Origin of the sequence: Mycobacterium sp. URHB0044, assembly GCF_000620625.1 — a bacterium.
In the GTDB taxonomy this organism is placed as follows: Bacteria; Actinomycetota; Actinomycetes; order Mycobacteriales; family Mycobacteriaceae; genus Mycobacterium.
On sequence record NZ_JIAW01000004.1, the window covers coordinates 17,499 to 35,051 of the forward strand.

The following is a 17,553-nucleotide window of genomic DNA, read 5'->3' on the forward strand; positions in this document are numbered from 1 at the left end:
CGCATCCCGTCGTAGCGCGCGCATGTCAATTCGCTGCCAATTGCGCAGTCAATTGGCGCACGGTCAATTGATCCCGATGACGAGCCCCATTCACGAGCAGATGCGCGGGACGCCGTCGCCAGTGAGGCGCCCACCAGTTCGCCCGACCCATCAGTCTCATCGCGGCGGGCATGAGGATCGCGCGAATGAGTGTGGCGTCGAACAGGATTGCTAGCGTCAACCCGACGCCAAGCAACTTGACGAACGACACCGCAGATGTGGCCATGGCGATGAACACGACTGACATGATCAGTGCCGCCGCAGTGACGACGGGGCCAACGCGTTGCAGCCCGCACATCACCGCCAGGTTCGTGTCGCCGTGCGCGCGATACTCCTCAGCGATGCGCGACAACAGGAACACTTCGTAGTCCATGGACAGCCCGAACGCGAGGCAAATGATGAGGATCGGGACCGGTGCCGGCAGTGTCCCGGTGACAGCGAAATCTCCGACCAGCCACTTGAGGTGACCCTCCTGAAAGATGAACACCATCGCGCCGAGAGTCGCAGACAGGCTGACTACGTTGAGCAGCAACGCCTTAATCGGCAGTACCACGCTTCGGGTGAACACGAACAGCACGCTGAACATCGCCAGCACCATCAGCGCCACGGCCAACGGAACTCGGTCGAACAACGCATCTTTGGTATCGGCGTTCTCTGCAGTGAGTCCGCCGACATGCGCGGTACCTGGAGCTGGTGTTCCGCGTACCTGATCAAGCAGCAGGTTGGCCGCATCGCTGTAGGGATCGACGTCTGGGATCAGCCGTAGATAGGCGCCATTCACGTCGGGCACCGGCCCTTCGCCTATCCGTTGTCCGTCGACATAGCTTGTCATTCCGAGCTTTACGGCCACGACATGCGGCAACCGTGATAGCGCCCCGGCGTACCCGTCCAGCTGATCCGCACTCGCGGAACTGTCGAGGAGCACATCCATCGCAGCGGTCGCTTGTGCCGGGAATTCGGAGCGGATCACGTCGCCGACACTTCGGCTTTCAATCGTCGCCGGCAGCGACCGGTCATCCGGAAAGTTCAAGCGGATGGCACCGAAAGGTGCCGCAAGCACCAGAGCCAAAACCAGAACCGCGCCCCCCATCACGACCGGCCTCCGCATGACCAGCCGTGAACTGCGGAACCAGAACCCGTCTTCCTTAGCCCGCGCTTCAGCCGGCGCGTGACGCCCAAACAGCTGCGGAATCACCCGGCGCACGTTGAGCGAATCGATTCGGGAACCCAGAAGGCGCAACAGGGCGGGCATGACGACAAGCGCGCACACCGTCGCGAGAAGTATCACACCGACACACGCATAGGCGATCGACCGCAGGAACATCATCGGGAAGGCAAGCAGAGCCAGCACCGACAGCGTCACCGTGGTGGCAGAGAATACGACCGTGCGGCCGGCGGTTCGAACCGACTCGATGATCGCATCATCGAGGGACTGGGCTCGAGTCCGTTCTTCACGGAACCTGGTCAGCACGAGAAGGCTGTAGTCGATGGCCAGAGCCAGACCGACGATCGTCGTCACGTTGAGCGCATAGTTGGACACCGGGGTGACATCCGATAACAACGCGAGAAGGCCGAGTGAACCCACGATCGAAAGCACACCGATTAGGAGCGGCAAGCCGGCTGCCACGAGACTGCCGAACACCAGTGTCATCAGCACCAGGATTATCGGCATCGCGATTGCTTCGCTGATCCCCAAGTCGTGGTTGAGCTGATCCGTCACATCGTTGTAGCTGACCGCCTCACCGCCGAGTTCCAGCTTCAGCGGACCGCGTTCGGTGTCACGGTAAGTAGCGATGAGATGTTTGGCCGCCGCCGCAAACTCGCGCTCATCGCCTTCGACGTGCGCCACGATCAGAGCCTTCGTCCCGTCATCGCTACGCAGCAATTCGGACCGGTCTGGACCCCAGAACGAGCTGACCGTCGTGATACCAGGAGTGGCGGCAAGCTCTTGAGTAAGACCCTCGCCGGCCGCAACCGCGCCAGGATCGTCGACAGACCCGCCGCCGGTGTCGGTCGCGAGAATCACCAGGTTCGGTTTGCCGACGTGAAACCGCTGTTCGAGCATGGCAGCGGCCCGCTGCGATTCGGAAGAAACGCTATAGAAGCCGCCGCCTGACAGCCGCTCGCCGATGCCCGACCCATACCCAAGTGCGGCGACCACGAGCACCAAAGTGGCGGCGAGAACCGTCTTCGGTCTTGCCACGGCAAGTCGTGCCAGCCGGTCTAGCATCGTGGTCTCTCCTGCGTCAGCGGTCGGAGTGGTTGACGGCGACCGCACGTCGGGAAGTCTTCCCCGTAACACCGTCGCTCTCCGTGGGCGTGACGGCAGCAGTAGTGCACCACTGCAATTCAGCCGGTTCCGGCGCGGCGCCGACCATCTGTTCCGCGAGGGGCGGCCGCTGTGATGGGCGCCTGCTGCGACGGGTGTGCCAGCTCAAGACCATGACCAAAGTGGTAACGCCTGATACCAGCCGAGATTGCAGTGGCGCGCTACTGCACTCGTCGCAACACGGGGCAGCCAGGATTTCCGTTGTGGAGCGAAATACCGGATCCGGTGGCAGTCGTTTCGCCGAGACACCGCGGAAGGGACGATGATGGGTGAGGCAAGCACATCCGTCGCCTCCGACGCCCTCAGCGTCGACCCACCTTTGCTGACCCGTCCATCCGATCAATTGCCCCTGGTCGCCGATCGGCTGTACGAAGTCCTTGTCAGCGGTGGCAGTTTCGACGCCATCTACCGCCACATCTTGGCCGTGCCCGGTAAACGGATCCGGGCCGGGATGGCGCTGGCCTGCGCCCGTCTGTTGCCCTCGGCCGCCGCGGTGCCGCTACGCGACGCCGTCGACGTGGCCTGTGCGATGGAGATGTTCCACGAGGCGTCGCTCGTGCACGACGACATCTGTGACGGATCGCTCTTGCGGCGCGATGCGCCGTCCGTAGCCGCTGCGTTCGGCGTTCGCAGCGCCGCCCGGGCGGGATTTCACTTGGTCAGCAAGGCTTTACAGCTGCTCGCGCGAGTGTTGGCCGACAACCCGGCGGCGTTCGCGCGGCTCGGTGAGATCTCGGGTGTCACATTTCTCGATCGGATCTCCGACCTCTCCGCCGGCCAGATCATCGAGAGTCTGCCGCCCGCGCTCGATGACGCCGTCCTGCGCCGGCATTATGAACTCGTTGCCGGCGCGAAGACCGGCACTTTGCTCCGGCTGGCCTGCTCGTACGGCGGCACTGCGGGTGGACTCGACCACGAACGGCTGTCCGCCCTGATGCGGTACGCAGACCAACTCACCCTCGCCTTTCAGATCATGGATGACGTCCGCGACGTCGAGGGCGGCCCGTCACTGGGCAAGGAGGCCGGCGGCGACCTTGACCGCCGGGTACCGACCTGGCCGGTGATCGAATGGCTGGCCATGCGACCTGGTTCTCGTGAAATGTGGCTCTCCGGGCTGACTTCCAGTGCCGACTTGCAGGCCGAGCTGGTGCACAGCGGGGCCACCCGCGCTGCCCGGTCCGTCGCCGTCCGCGCCGCCGAGAAGGCCTGCTGGGCCATGGACGTGTTCCCGCCCTCCCCAGCGCGTGAGCACTTGCGCGAACTGTTGGCGCGGGTGGTCTCCCGATGAACGCGGGGCGGCTCGGCATCTTGGCCTGTTTCCTTCCTGCGGACCTACGGGCCGAAGTCACCGCCGCCCTGCTGGCGTGCCGGATGCTCAGCGCCTACGAAGACTTGAGTGACCGTTGGCGGGCTCGCTGCGCCGTCGTGGCTGCCGTGGACTACCTGACAGGCGACACCGAAACGCCGCCACCGCCGCTGCAGGCGATCGCCGTTCGCGATGTGCGGGCGCTGCTGTTGGCGCTGCCCATCGAGGGCCGCAAGCGGATCGGCCGAATGCTGGTCGATGTCGGACACGTGATGGCCCACAACCTCGATTCGCCGCTGTCGCGGACCGCATACGGCGAGGGCGTGCTGGGGCGGGTGGTGCTCTACGCCTGCTCACTGGTCACCGAAGATGCCTGTGCGGAGGCCGATCTTACTGAGCTGGCCGGATGCGTCGGCGTCACGGCCCAATTGGCCAACGACTTACGCAACGGCGAACTGGCAGTGTATGGCACCCGCGACCGCCAAGAACTGACCCGGGCGGTGATGCTCCGCCTGCTGGCTCCCGCCTTCGGCAGCTTCGCCCTGCTGGACCGGCTCGGCCCGAGCACCCCGAGTCGCGCCGTCCGGGCGGCGATGGCCTATCTGACGATCACCACCACCGCGTACTTTTGCATGGCCGTCGGGGCGCCGACGCCCTACCGGCGAAGTCTGGGGCTGGTGGAAGCGGTGCGGGCCGCCCAATCGCCGGTTCGCTGGGCCACGATGCTGAAGCGGGTGCGGCGTTCCGCCGACGGCGCGATCCACCAGCTTTTAGCTGCGTCGCCCAAGCCCGCCGCCGAGGCTGGACTCACCAACAGTTCGGGCCCGGCCGCCGACGTCCTCGGCCTCGGTGATCTGCGCTCGATGTCGCCCTCAACGGGACCGCTTCTCGTCGCCGCCACCTTCGCCCTCATCGAAGCCCTGCCGGAAGCACCGCTGACCGGCGAACTGCCGCAGATCCAAGTGCGCCGCATGATGATCGCCGACCATCTGGCCTTCGGCGCCCTGGAACGGCTGCCACTCCGCGACGCCGACGCTATGCGCTCCCTCGCAACGCAATTCCAGCTCAGCGCCCTCGACACCGCCGGCCAAGGGGGATGCCAGCGCCTGAACCCAGAAACAAATGTTGGTGACCAGGTCCGCGGCCGTCAGTCCGAGGTCGGCGTGAATTGCGCTGCGCGAGGCGTGAGCGAGGAACCGTTGCGGCACACCGACACTGCGCACCGGTGTGTCGATCCGCGCCTCGCGCATCCGGGCCGCCACGGCCGCGCCAACCCCGCCGTGTAGCCCCGACTCTTCGAGCGTCACGACCAGGCGAACATCGCCGGCAAGTTTCACCACTTGCGCGGGCACTGGAAGCACCCACCGAGGATCGACCACCAGACCGGCCACACCACGCTTCGCCAGTGTCGCCGTCGCCCTCAGGGCGACCGACGCCATCGGCCCGACCGCGACCAACAGAACATCTGGATCCTTTGGGCGGCAAAGTACATCGACGCCATCGACTCGTTCCAGGGCTTCGATATCCGCACCCACCGATCCCTTCGGGAACCGGACCGCGGTCGGGCCGTCATCGACACCGAGCGCCTCGCCGAACAGTTCGCGGAGCGAAGCGGCATCGCGTGGGGCTGCGACTCGCATGCCGGGCACCATGCCCAACAGCGACAAATCCCACACGCCGTTGTGGCTGGCCCCATCGGGCCCTGTTATGCCTGCCCGGTCCAAAACGAATGTCACGGGCAATTTCAGCAGTGCGACATCCATCATCACTTGGTCGAAGGCGCGGTTCAGAAAGGTCGAGTAAATGGCGACCACCGGATGCATGCCGCCGAGCGCCAGCCCCGCTGCGGATGTGACCGCGTGTTGCTCCGCGATCCCCACATCGAACATCCGGTTGGGGAACCGCTTTCCAAACGCCGCCAAACCGGTCGGCCCCGGCATCGCGGCGGTGATCGCAACGATGTCGTCGCGGCGCGTACCCCATTGGAGCAGCTCACTGGCAAAGACGTCCGTCCATTGCGGAGCATCGGTGGCTGGCTTCGGTTTGCCAGTTCGAGGATCGATCGGTCCGCACGCATGCATGCGGTCAGCCGTATCTTCCTCCGCCGGGCGGTATCCCATTCCTTTCTGGGTCACCGTGTGGACGATGACTGGGCCACCCACGTCCGTTGCCTCACGTAGGGCCGTCTCTAGCGCAAAAATATCGTGTCCGTCGATCGGGCCGAGATACCCGATGCCCAAATCTCCGAACAACGTTCGCGGACTCAACGCATCCTTCAATCCTTCCCCTACCGCGTGCAGTAGCGAATGGATGGGACGTCCGAGCAGCGGCAGCTTGGCAATATCCCTTTTCACCGAGGCCAGGGGCCGCTCGTAACCGGGGCGCGTCCGGAGGCTCGTCAGACGGTCGGCAATTCCGCCGATCGTTGGTGCATAAGACCTGCCGTTATCGTTGAGCACGACAATGACGCGACGGGCTTTGCCGGCAGCGATGTTGTTCATTGCCTCCCAACACATTCCACCGGTGAGGGCGCCGTCACCAACGATCGCGACCACGCGGCGATCTTTACTGCCGGTCAGTTCGAATGCCTTTGCCAACCCGTCCGCGTAGGAAAGCGCCGCCGACGCATGCGAAGACTCGACCCAGTCGTGGTCGCTTTCTGCCCGCGACGGATACCCCGACAGGCCGCCTGAGGCCCGCAACCGGTCGAAGTCGTCTTGGCGGCCCGTCAGAAGCTTATGCGGGTAGGCCTGATGGCCGGTGTCGAAGATCAATGCATCACGCGGCGACTCGAATACCCGATGAAGGGCGATGGTCAACTCGACGACACCAAGGTTCGGACCGAGATGTCCCCCTGAAGCCGACACCTTTTCAATGAGGAATGCCCTGATCTCATCTGCGAGTCTCGTCAACTCATCGCGCGACAATCCCTGCAAGTCATGCGGATCCCGGATATGGCCAAGGACGGCCAGGGGATCGGATTGGCTGGGGGGCGAAGGCCGGTCAACGCTGATGCCGTCGGATGCGACCGATGTGCTTGCCTCACCCATAATCCTGCCTTCCGCGATGTCCTGGCGAAACGACGGCAAGAGATCCAAGACCTCAGTCGAAGAACGGGTCGGTTCGCCGTCACAGCCTGTGCATTTCTCGCGCCATTGCGGCATGCTCGAGGTAGGCAGGGCGGCGCGGTGGATAATGCCGCGGTACTGGCTGCGCATCCCCAGCCGAACTCGAAAACATCGCGCGCACGGCGGCAATCAGCCCATGGCTTGGCTTCGACCGCGGCAACGCCGCGGCTGCCGCAGTGCTAAAGGCCACTTCCTGTTCGGTGATGAGGACCAGCGGCCGGCTCGCCGCTACAGTGACGTTCTCAGGATCTTCGGCGGCATACCGTGAATCATTCTGTGCCGCGATTAAGTCGGACACTTTGCGCCTCCCTTCGGAGTTGTGACCAGACAATCGTCGCTCGCGTTAGTTGCGACGTGCGCAGTAGTGCGCCACTGCAATCTGACCTCCGCACGGAGGCTGCTTGACTGTGGTTTCGCGACAACCATGGCGACGGCGCCCCGGTGCAGGCGTCAGGGCGCGCTGTTCACGCCGTTCGGGGCTTGCGGCGGGACAGGAGCGCGGCGAGTTCTTCGCGGGTACTGGTACCGGTCTTCGCCATGGCCCGATAGATGTAACTTTCGACGGTGCGATGGGAAAGCGACAACCGTTCGGCGATTTCGCGGTTGGCCAACCCCTGAGCGATCAGGTTTGCGACTTCTCGTTCGCGATCCGTCAGCGGCAAGGGTTCCGCGGCTTGACGAAGCGCCGGGGTGCTGACGCCGCATCGTTCAGCGATGGCCGACGCCCGTTCGGAGCAGCGCAATGCCGATCCCCGCCGACCTTCGCGACGGTACACGAGGGCGGCGTGCGCCGCCGCATCGACGGCCGCGACGACATCGCCCATACGCTCGAATTCTTCAGAGACAGCCTCTAATTCGGCGGCATTGCCGTCACGCAGGGCCTCGGCAAACCGGGCAGCAAGCCCGACGCGCGGCCCCTCGACGAGCGCTTCGAGCTCGCGCAGCCGCTCGGCGACCGATCGCGCCCCGAACTGAACCGCGGTCTGCAGGCACATCACTTCGGCGGCGAATCGGCCCGTTCCTGCGGCCCTTTCCGCCGCCGATGACAAGACGGTGATCGCCTCGCTGACCGCACCCTGGCCGGCTACCACCCAAGCCCGGGCAAGGCTGCGCTCATAATCGAGCGATCGAAACGGACGCCGAACCGTGTCGAGCGCGGCAAGTCCTGCGGCGGCCTCCTCCTCCGAGCCGCACATCGCGAGCGCGGTGGTGCCCGGAACCTGATACCGGAACCCCCAGCCCATGGCGTAGCCCGAAGCGGACAGCGCAATCGTCGCCTGTTCCAACGACGTACACGCCGAAACCAGTTGGCCGGCACCCAGTGCGGCCCGGCCCGCAATGGCGGGACCCAGTAGCTGAGCTGCCCCGGGCAGATCGGCCGCCTGGCGGCGCGTGCGCTCGGCCACATCGACGGCTTCCTCGATCCGTCCGGCCAACAGCAGCGCGCTGACGTGCGCGTCGGCGATGTTGAATCGCATGTGCGGCGCATCGAGCGAGCGAGTCGCGGCGGTATAGCCGGCGTCTGCGATCGCCACAGCTTCGGTGGTGCGCCCCGCGTCCCCGGCTATGACGGCGAGCACCCCGGCAATCTCAGCGCCCACGACCTCGGGCAACGTGTCCAGTGCGAGATCTCGTGACGCCTGGATCGCCAAATCGGGTCGGTCCATCGCGAACCAATACACCGTGAGAAAGGCATCGATGTAACTGCGGGACTGCGGTGACGTGGTGCGGGACGCGTCGTCGATGATGTCCTTCGCGCGCGCCGGATCGCCAAGAGCCCACAGCGCATTGCTCGCGCGCAAGAACGCAAATCTGCCGTGGTCGCCGTTCGTCAATCGACTGGCGTCGATCTTCGCGAGAATTTCATCAGCCTCCTCGCCACGGCCCAGCCACGAAAGTGCATGCACGCGAACGAAGTTCGGTTCCAGGCCCGCTCCGGCACGGATTGCCGCTTGGGCGAGCCGATCCGCAAGGGGCAGATCCGCCAGCCACACGGCTCCGGTAGCAGCCCGAACGAGCAGGTCGGGTTCCGGGGTGAGGTCGGAGTCGATGCTCAGCGTCGCACGGTGCACGACGACCCGAATGTCGTCGCGGTCGTCGGACGCCGCGAGTTCGGCGGCGACCAGCCCGCGCAGCCGCCGCAGCCGGGTCGCCGGCGCGCGCCTACGCCGCACCTCACCGTAGAGCGGATGGCCCACCCGCACCTGCGGACCGCCCGCAGCAGGTTCGAGGGTGATGAGGCCACGACTCTCAGCGTCCTCGACCGCCGCTGGATCGGTGATGCGGTGCAGCGACGCCAGCTCGATCGGCTCCCCCACGGCCAGCGCGTCGATCACGTCGCCGACCGGCATGGGCAGCGCTCCGATGCGCGATTCGATCAACTCCACGAGGCTCGGCGGCATGATCGGCTCGCCGGTCCACCGCCACAGGCCGTGCTGCAGTGCAATTCGCCCGTCGGCGAGTTCCTGCTCCACGATGTTGCGCAGGTACAAGACGTTGCCGCGGGTCAGGCGCCAGAGCCGTTGGGCGGCGTCTGGATCCACCGCTCCGCCCAAGGCCGCCGACAGCAGCGTGGTGGCTTCGTCGGGCAACAGCGGCTGCACCTCGAGGTAGTTGAACCGGCCACCTGTCCAAATCTCTTGGATTGCAGGGGGAATCGGTTCACCGTCGCGGACGGTGAGCACGAGCTTGGCCGTGCCGCGCTGCACGATCTGCTGGACGACGAAGATCGACAGGTCGTCCAGCAGGTGTACGTCATCGACACCCACGACCACCGTGGTGCCGACGGAGGCGGCGGTCAACGATTCGATCACCCCGTGCAACAACTGGACGGTGTCGATGACGCCCGACTCGGCCCACGCGGTGAACGCACCCAGTGGAACCGCCCGCGCCGAGGATGTGCCGACGGCCCACCGGACCTCGCCTCCCCGCGCCGCGGCAGCCGACAACCCCTCGCGGGCGATCGCGCTCTTTCCGACACCCGTCGCTCCACGAACGACGATCCCGGAGACATCGGGAGCGGAGATGGCGGCATCGATAGCTGCCATCTCCCCCGAGCGACCGGTTAACGGCCACGTCAACTGCACCCCAAGAGCCTAAGAGCGCCGGCCATGCAGCAGGTCACTTTGGCGACGAGCGGTTGAGACTTCCGCGACACCGCCCGCCTGCGATTTCGGCGTGATCGGTTATCCCCAGCGCGACCGATCACGCCGAAAACGCCTGGACTAGGCCGATCCGACCTCGCGGTTGGCGCTTCCGACAACCGAATTCAGCAGTCCCGGCACGGCGGCATCGACCTGTTCGGTCCGCAGCCGCTGGTAGGTGTGACCGTCGATGACCAGGCGCTCGGTGAGACCTGCCTCGCGCAGAATCTTGAAGTGGTGCGTGGCCGTCGACTTGTTGATCCCGTCGTAGAGCAAGGCGCACGGCACCGCCGCGCCGGCGTTGCGCAGCCGACGGACCATCTCGAGGCGGACCGGATCGGCCAGCGCCGCCAGTACTTGCTGCACGGTGCCGACGGGATTCGCGGCGAGGTCGCCAACCTGCGATGGCGTCATGCTGTGGCCTCCAATCCCCCGTCGCTTCGCTCGCCCCAGATCATCACCGCAGGTTTGACGATCATCAAACCAAGCGTACCCTCGATTCGGTTCGACCTTCGTCAAACCTACCTCGGCTAGGAGGGATCGTGGCAGTGGTCGCGGCCGACCGAGTCACTACGCAGACACAGCGCGGGGCCTACTCCCTGTTGCTCGTCCTCAGCGGCGTAGCCCTGGGCGTATCCGGCCTCCCTGCGCCGCTCTACGGCATGTACGAGGAGGTCTGGCACCTCTCCCCGCTGGCCACCACCGTGGTGTTCGCCGTCTACGCGGTCGCGGCTCTCGGCGCGGTGCTGGTGTCGGGTCGCATCTCCGACGTGATCGGCCGCAAGCCGGTCCTGCTCGGCGCGCTGGTGGCGATGATCGTCGGACTCGGTGTGTTCCTCGTCGCCGACAACATGGCACTGCTGCTGGTGGCGCGCACCATCCACGGCGCCGCCGTCGGGTCCATCGTGGTGGCAGGCGCGGCAGCGTTGCTCGACCTACGTCCCGACCACGGCGCGCGGTCCGGTCAACTCAGCGGCGTCAGCTTCAACATCGGGATGACGGTGGCCATCCTCGGCTCGGCGGTGCTGGCCCAGTACGCCCCACATCCGATGCGCACCCCCTACGCCGTGGTCGCGGTGATCTGCGCCGTCGTGGGCGTCGGTGTCATCGCCCTGCGCGAACCGCATTCCGAGCGCACACGTGGGCCCATCCGGATCGCCAAACCCGCAGTGCCGCATGAGATCCGCGGCGACTTCTGGTTCGCGGCCCTCGGCGCCATGGCGTCCTGGTCGGTGCTCGGCGTGCTGCTTTCGCTGTACCCATCGCTGGCCGCCCAACAGGCCAACATGCACAACCTGGTGTTCGGCGGCGCCGTGGCCGGCACGACGGCATTCGCGGCTGCGCTGTGCCAGCTCTGCGCGTCGCGGGTGCCGGCCCGGCGTGCGGCAATCCTCGGGGACGTCGGCATGGGAGCGGTGCTGCTCGCGATGATTCCGGTATTGGCCACGCACAATTGGATCTGGGTGCTCGCCGCCGCAGCGCTGCTCGGCGCGACGTTCGGCCTCGGCTTCGGTGGCTCACTTCGGCACTTGGCGGACGTGGTGCCCGCAGACCGGCGCGGCGAGACGATGTCGGCGTTCTATCTACTGGCCTACACGGCCATGGCAGTCCCGACCATCGTGGCAGGCTGGGCGGCGACCCGGTGGCCGCTGAGTGCGGTGTTCCCCTGGTTCGCCGGGGCCACGGCCATCGCATGCATCGTCGCAGCCGTGGTCGGTGCCGTCAGCACTCGGGTACGAAAGACACCGGAAACGGCCTAACCGGTTACGCCGCGGACGTCACGCGGTAGACGTCGTACACGCCCTCGACGTTGCGGACGACGTTGAGCACGTGCCCGAGGTGCTTGGGATCGCCCATCTCGAACGTGAAGCGGCTGATCGCAACCCGATCATTGGACGTGGTCACCGACGCCGAGAGGATGTTGACCTTCTCGTCGGCCAGCACCCGGGTGACGTCGGAGAGCAGCCGGTGCCGGTCGAGCGCTTCGACCTGGATCGCCACCAGGAAGACCGACGACGGCGACGGGGCCCACTCGACTTCGATGATGCGTTCCGACTGTTGTTGCAGCGACGTGGCATTGGTGCAGTCGGTGCGGTGCACGCTGACGCCGCCACCGCGGGTGACGAAGCCCATGATGTTGTCACCGGGCACCGGGGTGCAGCACTTCGCCAACTTGGTCAACACGCCGGGCGCCCCGGGGACGGCGACACCGACGTCGTCGTTGGTGCGCTGCCGCACCGGCATGGTGGCCGGCGTCGACCGCTCGGCGATCTCGTTCTCGGCCTCTTCGTCACCACCGAGTTGGGCCAGCAGGCGCTGCACGACGTGCCGCGCGGAGACGTGGCCCTCCCCGACCGCGGTGTACAACGCCGACACGTCGACGTAGCGCAACTCCCGCGCGAGCGCGGCCATCGATTCGCCGTTCATCAAGCGCTGCAACGGAAGTCCGCCACGACGGACTTCGCGCGCGATGGAGTCCTTGCCGGACTCCAGCGCCTCCTCGCGCCGCTCCTTCGCGAACCACTGCCGGATCTTGGCCTTCGCGCGCGGCGACACCACGAAGGTCTGCCAGTCCCGCGACGGGCCTGCGTTCATCGCCTTCGACGTGAACACCTCGACCACTTCGCCGTTCTCGAGCTTGCGTTCCAGCGCCACCAGGCGGCCGTTCACCCTGGCGCCGATGCAGCGGTGCCCGACCTCGGTGTGCACGGCGTACGCGAAGTCGACGGGCGTCGACCCCGTGGGAAGCGTGATCACGTCACCCTTCGGGGTGAACACGAAGATCTCCTGGACGGCGAGGTCGTAGCGCAGCGACTCCAGGAACTCACCGGGGTCGGCGGCCTCCCGCTGCCAGTCCAGTAGTTGCCGCATCCAGGCCATGTCGTCGATCTCGGCGGCGGAGTGTCCCGTCGGAACGCCGTTGCGGCCCTTGACTTCCTTGTACCGCCAGTGCGCCGCAATGCCGTACTCGGCCGTGCGGTGCATGTCGCGGGTGCGGATCTGCACCTCCAGCGGCTTGCCCTCGGGCCCGACCACCGTGGTGTGCAGCGACTGGTACACGCCGTAGCGCGGTTGGGCGATGTAGTCCTTGAACCGGCCGGCCATCGGCTGCCACAGCGAGTGCACGACGCCGACGGCCGCATAGCAGTCACGGATCTCGTCACACAGGATCCGCACGCCCACCAGGTCGTGGATGTCGTCGAAGTCGCGACCCTTGACGATCATCTTCTGATAGATCGACCAGTAGTGCTTGGGCCTGCCCTCCACCACGGCGTTGATCTTCGACGCGGAGAGTGTGGCGTTGATCTCGGCACGTACCTTGGCGAGGTAGGTGTCACGCGACGGCGCCCGGTCGGCGACCAGCCGGACGATCTCCTCGTACTTCTTCGGGTGCAGGATCGCGAACGACAGGTCTTCCAGCTCCCACTTGACCGTGGCCATGCCCAGCCGATGTGCCAGCGGCGCAATCACTTCCAGCGTCTCGCGGGCCTTCCGGGCCTGCTTCTCGGGCGGCAGGAATCGGATGGTCCGCATGTTGTGCAACCGGTCGGCGACCTTGATCACCAGCACCCGCGCATCGCGGGCCATCGCGATGATCATCTTGCGGATGGTCTCGCCCTCGGCGGCGCTGCCCAGCACCACCTTGTCGAGCTTGGTGACCCCGTCGACCAGATGGCCGACCCCCTCACCGAATTCGGCGGTCAGCGCGTCCAGCGTGTAGCCGGTGTCCTCGACGGTGTCGTGCAGCAGCGCAGCGACCAGCGTGGTGGTGTCCATGCCGAGCTCGGCCAGGATGTTGGCCACGGCCAACGGATGCGTGATGTAGGGATCACCGGAGCTGCGCAACTGCCCGGCGTGCCGCTGCTCGGCGACCTCGTAGGCACGCTGCAGCAACGCCAGATCGGCCTTCGGGTAGATCTCGCGGTGCACCGCAACCAACGGTTCGAGCACCGGATTGATCGTGCTGCGCTGTGCGGTCATCCGGCGGGCCAGCCGGGCTCGTACCCGCCGCGACGCGCTGGTGGTCGTCTTGGGGGTATCGGCAGGGGCGTCGGGCACGACGACCGGCATCGGCTGGGTCTGCGTCAGAGCATCATCGGCCATCGCAACACCTCCTGCTCGGTCGTACCCTCCTCGAGGATATCCCTCACACCACGTACAGGCTGGTGACGGGCAACGGATGCAGCTTTTCCCTGCCGCCGAGAGCCGCCAACTCGAGCACCACGGCGGCACCGGTGACGATCGCACCGGCCGCGCCGAGCAGCTGTGCCGTGGCGGCAATCGTGCCTCCGGTGGCCAGCACGTCGTCGATGATCACGATCCTGCGTCCCGCGAGCTCGATGCCGTCGGCCGGAACCTCGAGCGTGGCCGTCCCGTATTCGAGCTTGTAGGACTCCGAGTGCACCGGCGGCGGCAGCTTGCCGCCCTTCCGGACGGCAAGCACGCCGACGCCCAGGCGCAGCGCGACCGCGCCGCCGAGCAGGAACCCGCGGGCGTCGACACCCGCCACCAGATCCGCGCCGGAGGCGGTCTCGGCCAGCGCATCGGTCACCGTCGCGAAGCCCCGCGCATCGGCCAACAAGGGCGTGAGGTCCTTGAACTGGATCCCGGGTTCCGGGAAGTCGGCGACCTCGCGGGTGAGCGAGGCGATCACCGTCGACACGTCGGTGACGTCACCGTCGCCACTCGCGGCGTGCTTACCGGAACTGCCGCTCACTTCAGCATCCATCGGTCCATGTTCCAGCCTGCGCCCCAGCGCGTCGGGTTACTGCTCACGGCGTACATCTTCGTCGACGTCACCAGGGTTCGCTGCTGGCGGTACAGCGGCAATGTCGGCATGTCGGCCCACAGCACCGGGCTGCTTTCTCCCAGCAGCCGCGCCAGCTCCTTGGGATCCGATGTCACGGCGAGCGCGTTGATGACACCATCGACCCGCTCGTTGACGTATCCCGACAGGTTGTTGCCGTTGCCGCTGTGCAGGCCGTAGGCGTCCATCGACGACGACCCGGTAGAGCCGCTACCCGCCGCTCCCCCCGTGCTGGCGAGCAGGACGTCGATCTGGTTGTGGAGCAACGCCTGCGGGCCGACGGTGTCGGAAGCGGCGTCTTGCACCGTGATGCCGGCGGCCGCGCACGATCTGGCGATGGTGCCCACCGTTGCCGCGAGTCGCGCATTCGGAGTCTGGTATCCGATGCGCACGGTCAGGGGTTGCCCGTTGATCGCGGCTCGCGCCGCGTCCGGGTTCGCCACGTTGAACTGGTCGGCTTCCGGCGACGTCTCGGCGGCCGTGACCGCATCCTCGGCTGCGGGGTTGAGTCGACTGTTGGCGATCGGTACCTCGGCGTTGCGGGCGATCACGTCGCGGGGCGTGCAGAGGGCGACGGCGCGGCGGGCCGCCGGATCGGCCAGGCGTCCCCCGGCCGCGAAGATGAGCTGCTCGATGCCCGCCGACGGGGCATCGGTGCGGACGTAGTCATCGGGGAGGTTGAGCGTGCCGGACGACCCGGTGGCGACGTCGACGACGTCGAAGGAGCCCTTGTTGACGCGCTCCTGGATGTCGGCGCCCCGTGGCCACACGACGATCTTGCCCGTGACGGGCTTCGCCCCCCACCACTTGTCGTTCGCGACGAGCACCACCGCGCCGTCCGCCGTGACGGAGTCCAGCTTGTAGGGGCCGGAGGACGGGAACCGCTTGAGATCCAGATCCGGTGTGAGGTTCCACGTGGTGTTCCACATCGACGCGATGCGGTCGATGGTCGGGGCGTCACCCGTCTGCAGTGCCGTGGTGACGTCGACGCCGAGCTCGTCCGCGATCACGTGCGACGGCATCATCGTGGTCGCCGCGAAGAGCTGTCCGAAGTCGACGAAGGCCCGGTCCTGGGCGAACGTGACCCGTGCCTTCTTCTGCCCGGACGCACAGTCGACGGTCGCGACGTCGCCGTAGCCCGCGCGGCTGGCCGCGTCGAAACCCGGGAAGCGACCCGACTGCGCCGCCCAGGCCAGCACCATGTCGTCGCACGTGACCGGTTTTCCGTCGGAGTACACGGCGCTGTCGCTGATCTGGTAGTCCAGCACCAGCGGTGCGCGGCCGACCACCGCGATGGTCCCGAAGTCCCTGTCACCGATCACCTGGCCTTCGGGGCCGTGGTAGTTGAAGCCGGTCAGTACGCGCGCGAACGCCTGCGGTCCGCCCGACGCCGCACCCGCCACCGTGTTGGTGTTGTAGGTGATGAGGGTTCCGTCGACGGCGTAGTCGATCTCGTCGGCGGTGCCCACCGAACACGCTGACAGCGCGAGCGCACCGACGAGCAGCAGCGCGGTCGCCACGATCGCGGCGCGCCGGGACCGGGCAGTCATCGGGCTTACCGCCTGGGACTCCGCTTGCCCGACGGCTTCCCGCTCGGACGGATCGGCTTCGCTCCGGGCACGGGCTTGTCGGGCGCCGGCGCGGCGGCCGCGGAGACGCCGATCGCCTCGGGCTCGGCCGCGTCGGTGACGTCGTTGGGACCGCTCTTGGCTGCCGCGCCCTTCCGCCGGTTCATCACCCGGCGCGTGTGGGCCCGCACGATCTCCGTCCGCTCGCGAAGCGTGACCAGCAGCGGCGTGGCGAAGAAGATGGACGAGTAGGTGCCGACCACGACGCCGACCAGCTGCACCACCGCCAGGTCCTTGAGCGTGCCGACACCGAGCATCCAGACCGCGACGATGATGAGCGCCACGATCGGCAGCACGGAGATGAGGCTGGTGTTGATCGACCGCATGAAGGTCTGGTTGATCGCGAGGTTCGCCTGTTCGGCGAAGGTCCTTCGAGTGGTGTGCTCGAAGCCGTGCACGTTCTCCTCCACCTTGTCGAACACGATGACGGTGTCGTAGAGCGAGAAGCCGAGAATCGTCAACAGGCCGATGACCGTGGCAGGCGTGACCTCGAATCCGACGAGTGAGTAGACACCCGCCGTGGTGAGCAGGTCGAACACCAGCGCGGCCAGCGCGGACAGGGCCATGTAGCGCTCGTAGCGCACCGCGATGTAGACCGAGACCAGCACCAGGAACACCACGAGCGCGATGAGCGCCTTCTTGGTGATCTGACCACCCCAGGTCTCCGACACCGCGGAGTCGCTGATGACCTGCTTGCTGGGCTGTCCGTCGGCGCCCTTCGGCTGGAAGGCGTCGAACAGCGCGTTGCGCAGCTTCTCGGTCTCGGCGTTGTCCAGCGTTTCCGACCGGATCTGCACCGTGGCCGACGCGCCGTTGCCGACGACCACGACCGAGTCGGGGCCCGCGCCCAGTGTCCGGGCGAACACGTCCTCGACCTGTTGGGTCGACGCGTCACCGCGCGGGAAGGACACCTTGGTGCCGCCCTCGAAGTCGATGCCGAACGTGAAGCCGCGAACCAGAATGCTGATGAGCGCGATACCCACGATCACACCGCTGATCGCGAACCACAGCTTGCGCTTGCCGACGACGTCGAACGCGCCCGTCCCGGTGTAGAGCCGGACGAAGAAGCCGTGCCGTGGTGCGGCGGAACCGGATGCGGTCAGTTCCTCACCGGTGAGATCGGCGTCGACGACGACGTCGTCGTCGGTGTCCTTACCGTGCTTGGCGGCCATG

The 17,553-nt window shown here is 66.6% G+C and carries 11 protein-coding genes and 1 pseudogene; 2 read left to right on the forward strand and 10 right to left on the reverse strand.

Features of this window, described 5'->3' with window-relative positions:
- Positions 1-25 precede the first annotated feature (25 nt).
- The gene (locus tag N536_RS37885; RefSeq protein WP_051574367.1) at positions 26-2,269 is read right to left on the reverse strand and encodes an MMPL family transporter; all 2,244 of its coding nucleotides are present in this window, start codon (positions 2,267-2,269) and stop codon (positions 26-28) included.
- Positions 2,270-2,633: 364 nt separating this feature from the next.
- Between N536_RS37885 and N536_RS0109350 the strand changes: the two genes are divergently transcribed.
- A complete protein-coding gene (locus N536_RS0109350; protein WP_029113373.1) occupies positions 2,634-3,656 on the forward strand; it encodes a polyprenyl synthetase family protein in 1,023 nt (340 codons plus the stop codon).
- 44 nt (positions 3,657-3,700) lie between these two features.
- On the opposite strand, the gene N536_RS41380 is transcribed toward N536_RS0109350, so the two are convergent.
- From N536_RS41380 to N536_RS0109370, 5 genes and pseudogenes are all read right to left on the reverse strand, one after another.
- Positions 3,701-3,943, reverse strand: a complete 243-nt coding sequence (locus N536_RS41380) for a hypothetical protein (RefSeq protein WP_155948524.1) — start codon at positions 3,941-3,943, stop codon at positions 3,701-3,703.
- A gap of 825 nt (positions 3,944-4,768) precedes the next feature.
- Positions 4,769-6,646 (reverse strand): annotated as a pseudogene (gene dxs / locus N536_RS41385) (1-deoxy-D-xylulose-5-phosphate synthase); the annotation flags it as partial.
- A gap of 157 nt (positions 6,647-6,803) precedes the next feature.
- On the reverse strand, positions 6,804-7,100 hold the full coding sequence (locus tag N536_RS42105; RefSeq protein WP_155948526.1) for a hypothetical protein: 297 nt from the start codon (positions 7,098-7,100) through the stop codon (positions 6,804-6,806).
- A gap of 166 nt (positions 7,101-7,266) precedes the next feature.
- Positions 7,267-9,849, reverse strand: a complete 2,583-nt coding sequence (locus N536_RS0109365) for a helix-turn-helix transcriptional regulator (protein ID WP_197040109.1) — start codon at positions 9,847-9,849, stop codon at positions 7,267-7,269.
- A 177-nt stretch (positions 9,850-10,026) separates the two neighbouring features.
- On the reverse strand, positions 10,027-10,359 hold the full coding sequence (locus N536_RS0109370; RefSeq protein WP_029113375.1) for a helix-turn-helix transcriptional regulator: 333 nt from the start codon (positions 10,357-10,359) through the stop codon (positions 10,027-10,029).
- Positions 10,360-10,493: 134 nt separating this feature from the next.
- Between N536_RS0109370 and N536_RS0109375 the strand changes: the two genes are divergently transcribed.
- The gene (locus N536_RS0109375; protein WP_029113376.1) at positions 10,494-11,705 is read left to right on the forward strand and encodes an MFS transporter; all 1,212 of its coding nucleotides are present in this window, start codon (positions 10,494-10,496) and stop codon (positions 11,703-11,705) included.
- A 4-nt stretch (positions 11,706-11,709) separates the two neighbouring features.
- Here the strand turns inward: N536_RS0109375 and N536_RS0109380 are convergent, their stop codons facing one another.
- The 4 genes from N536_RS0109380 to secF form a co-directional block, all read right to left on the reverse strand.
- On the reverse strand, positions 11,710-14,016 hold the full coding sequence (locus N536_RS0109380; protein WP_369798413.1) for a bifunctional (p)ppGpp synthetase/guanosine-3',5'-bis(diphosphate) 3'-pyrophosphohydrolase: 2,307 nt from the start codon (positions 14,014-14,016) through the stop codon (positions 11,710-11,712).
- A 76-nt stretch (positions 14,017-14,092) separates the two neighbouring features.
- Complete coding sequence (locus N536_RS0109385) at positions 14,093-14,674, reverse strand: adenine phosphoribosyltransferase (protein WP_051574369.1); 582 nt, start codon at positions 14,672-14,674, stop codon at positions 14,093-14,095.
- A complete protein-coding gene (locus tag N536_RS0109390) occupies positions 14,659-16,302 on the reverse strand; it encodes an ABC transporter substrate-binding protein (RefSeq protein WP_029113379.1) in 1,644 nt (547 codons plus the stop codon). Before N536_RS0109390 ends, N536_RS0109385 begins: the two co-directional genes overlap by 16 nt.
- 5 nt (positions 16,303-16,307) lie before the next feature.
- Positions 16,308-17,552: a protein translocase subunit SecF gene (gene secF / locus N536_RS0109395; protein WP_029113380.1), complete on the reverse strand. Its 1,245-nt coding sequence runs from the start codon at positions 17,550-17,552 to the stop codon at positions 16,308-16,310.
- Position 17,553 lies beyond the last annotated feature (1 nt).

Excerpts from the sequence above, each read along its gene's own strand:
- N536_RS0109380 (WP_369798413.1), bottom strand. The coding sequence starts at position 14,016 with ATGCCGGTCGTCGTGCCCGACGCCCCTGCCGATACCCCCAAGACGACC.
- N536_RS0109350 (WP_029113373.1), top strand. The coding sequence starts at position 2,634 with ATGGGTGAGGCAAGCACATCCGTCGCCTCCGACGCCCTCAGCGTCGAC.
- N536_RS37885 (WP_051574367.1), bottom strand. The coding sequence starts at position 2,269 with ATGCTAGACCGGCTGGCACGACTTGCCGTGGCAAGACCGAAGACGGTT.
- N536_RS0109390 (WP_029113379.1), bottom strand. The coding sequence starts at position 16,302 with ATGACTGCCCGGTCCCGGCGCGCCGCGATCGTGGCGACCGCGCTGCTG.
- N536_RS0109370 (WP_029113375.1), bottom strand. The coding sequence starts at position 10,359 with ATGACGCCATCGCAGGTTGGCGACCTCGCCGCGAATCCCGTCGGCACC.
- N536_RS0109365 (WP_197040109.1), bottom strand. The coding sequence starts at position 9,849 with ATGGCAGCTATCGATGCCGCCATCTCCGCTCCCGATGTCTCCGGGATC.
- secF (WP_029113380.1), bottom strand. The coding sequence starts at position 17,552 with ATGGCCGCCAAGCACGGTAAGGACACCGACGACGACGTCGTCGTCGAC.
- N536_RS0109385 (WP_051574369.1), bottom strand. The coding sequence starts at position 14,674 with ATGGATGCTGAAGTGAGCGGCAGTTCCGGTAAGCACGCCGCGAGTGGC.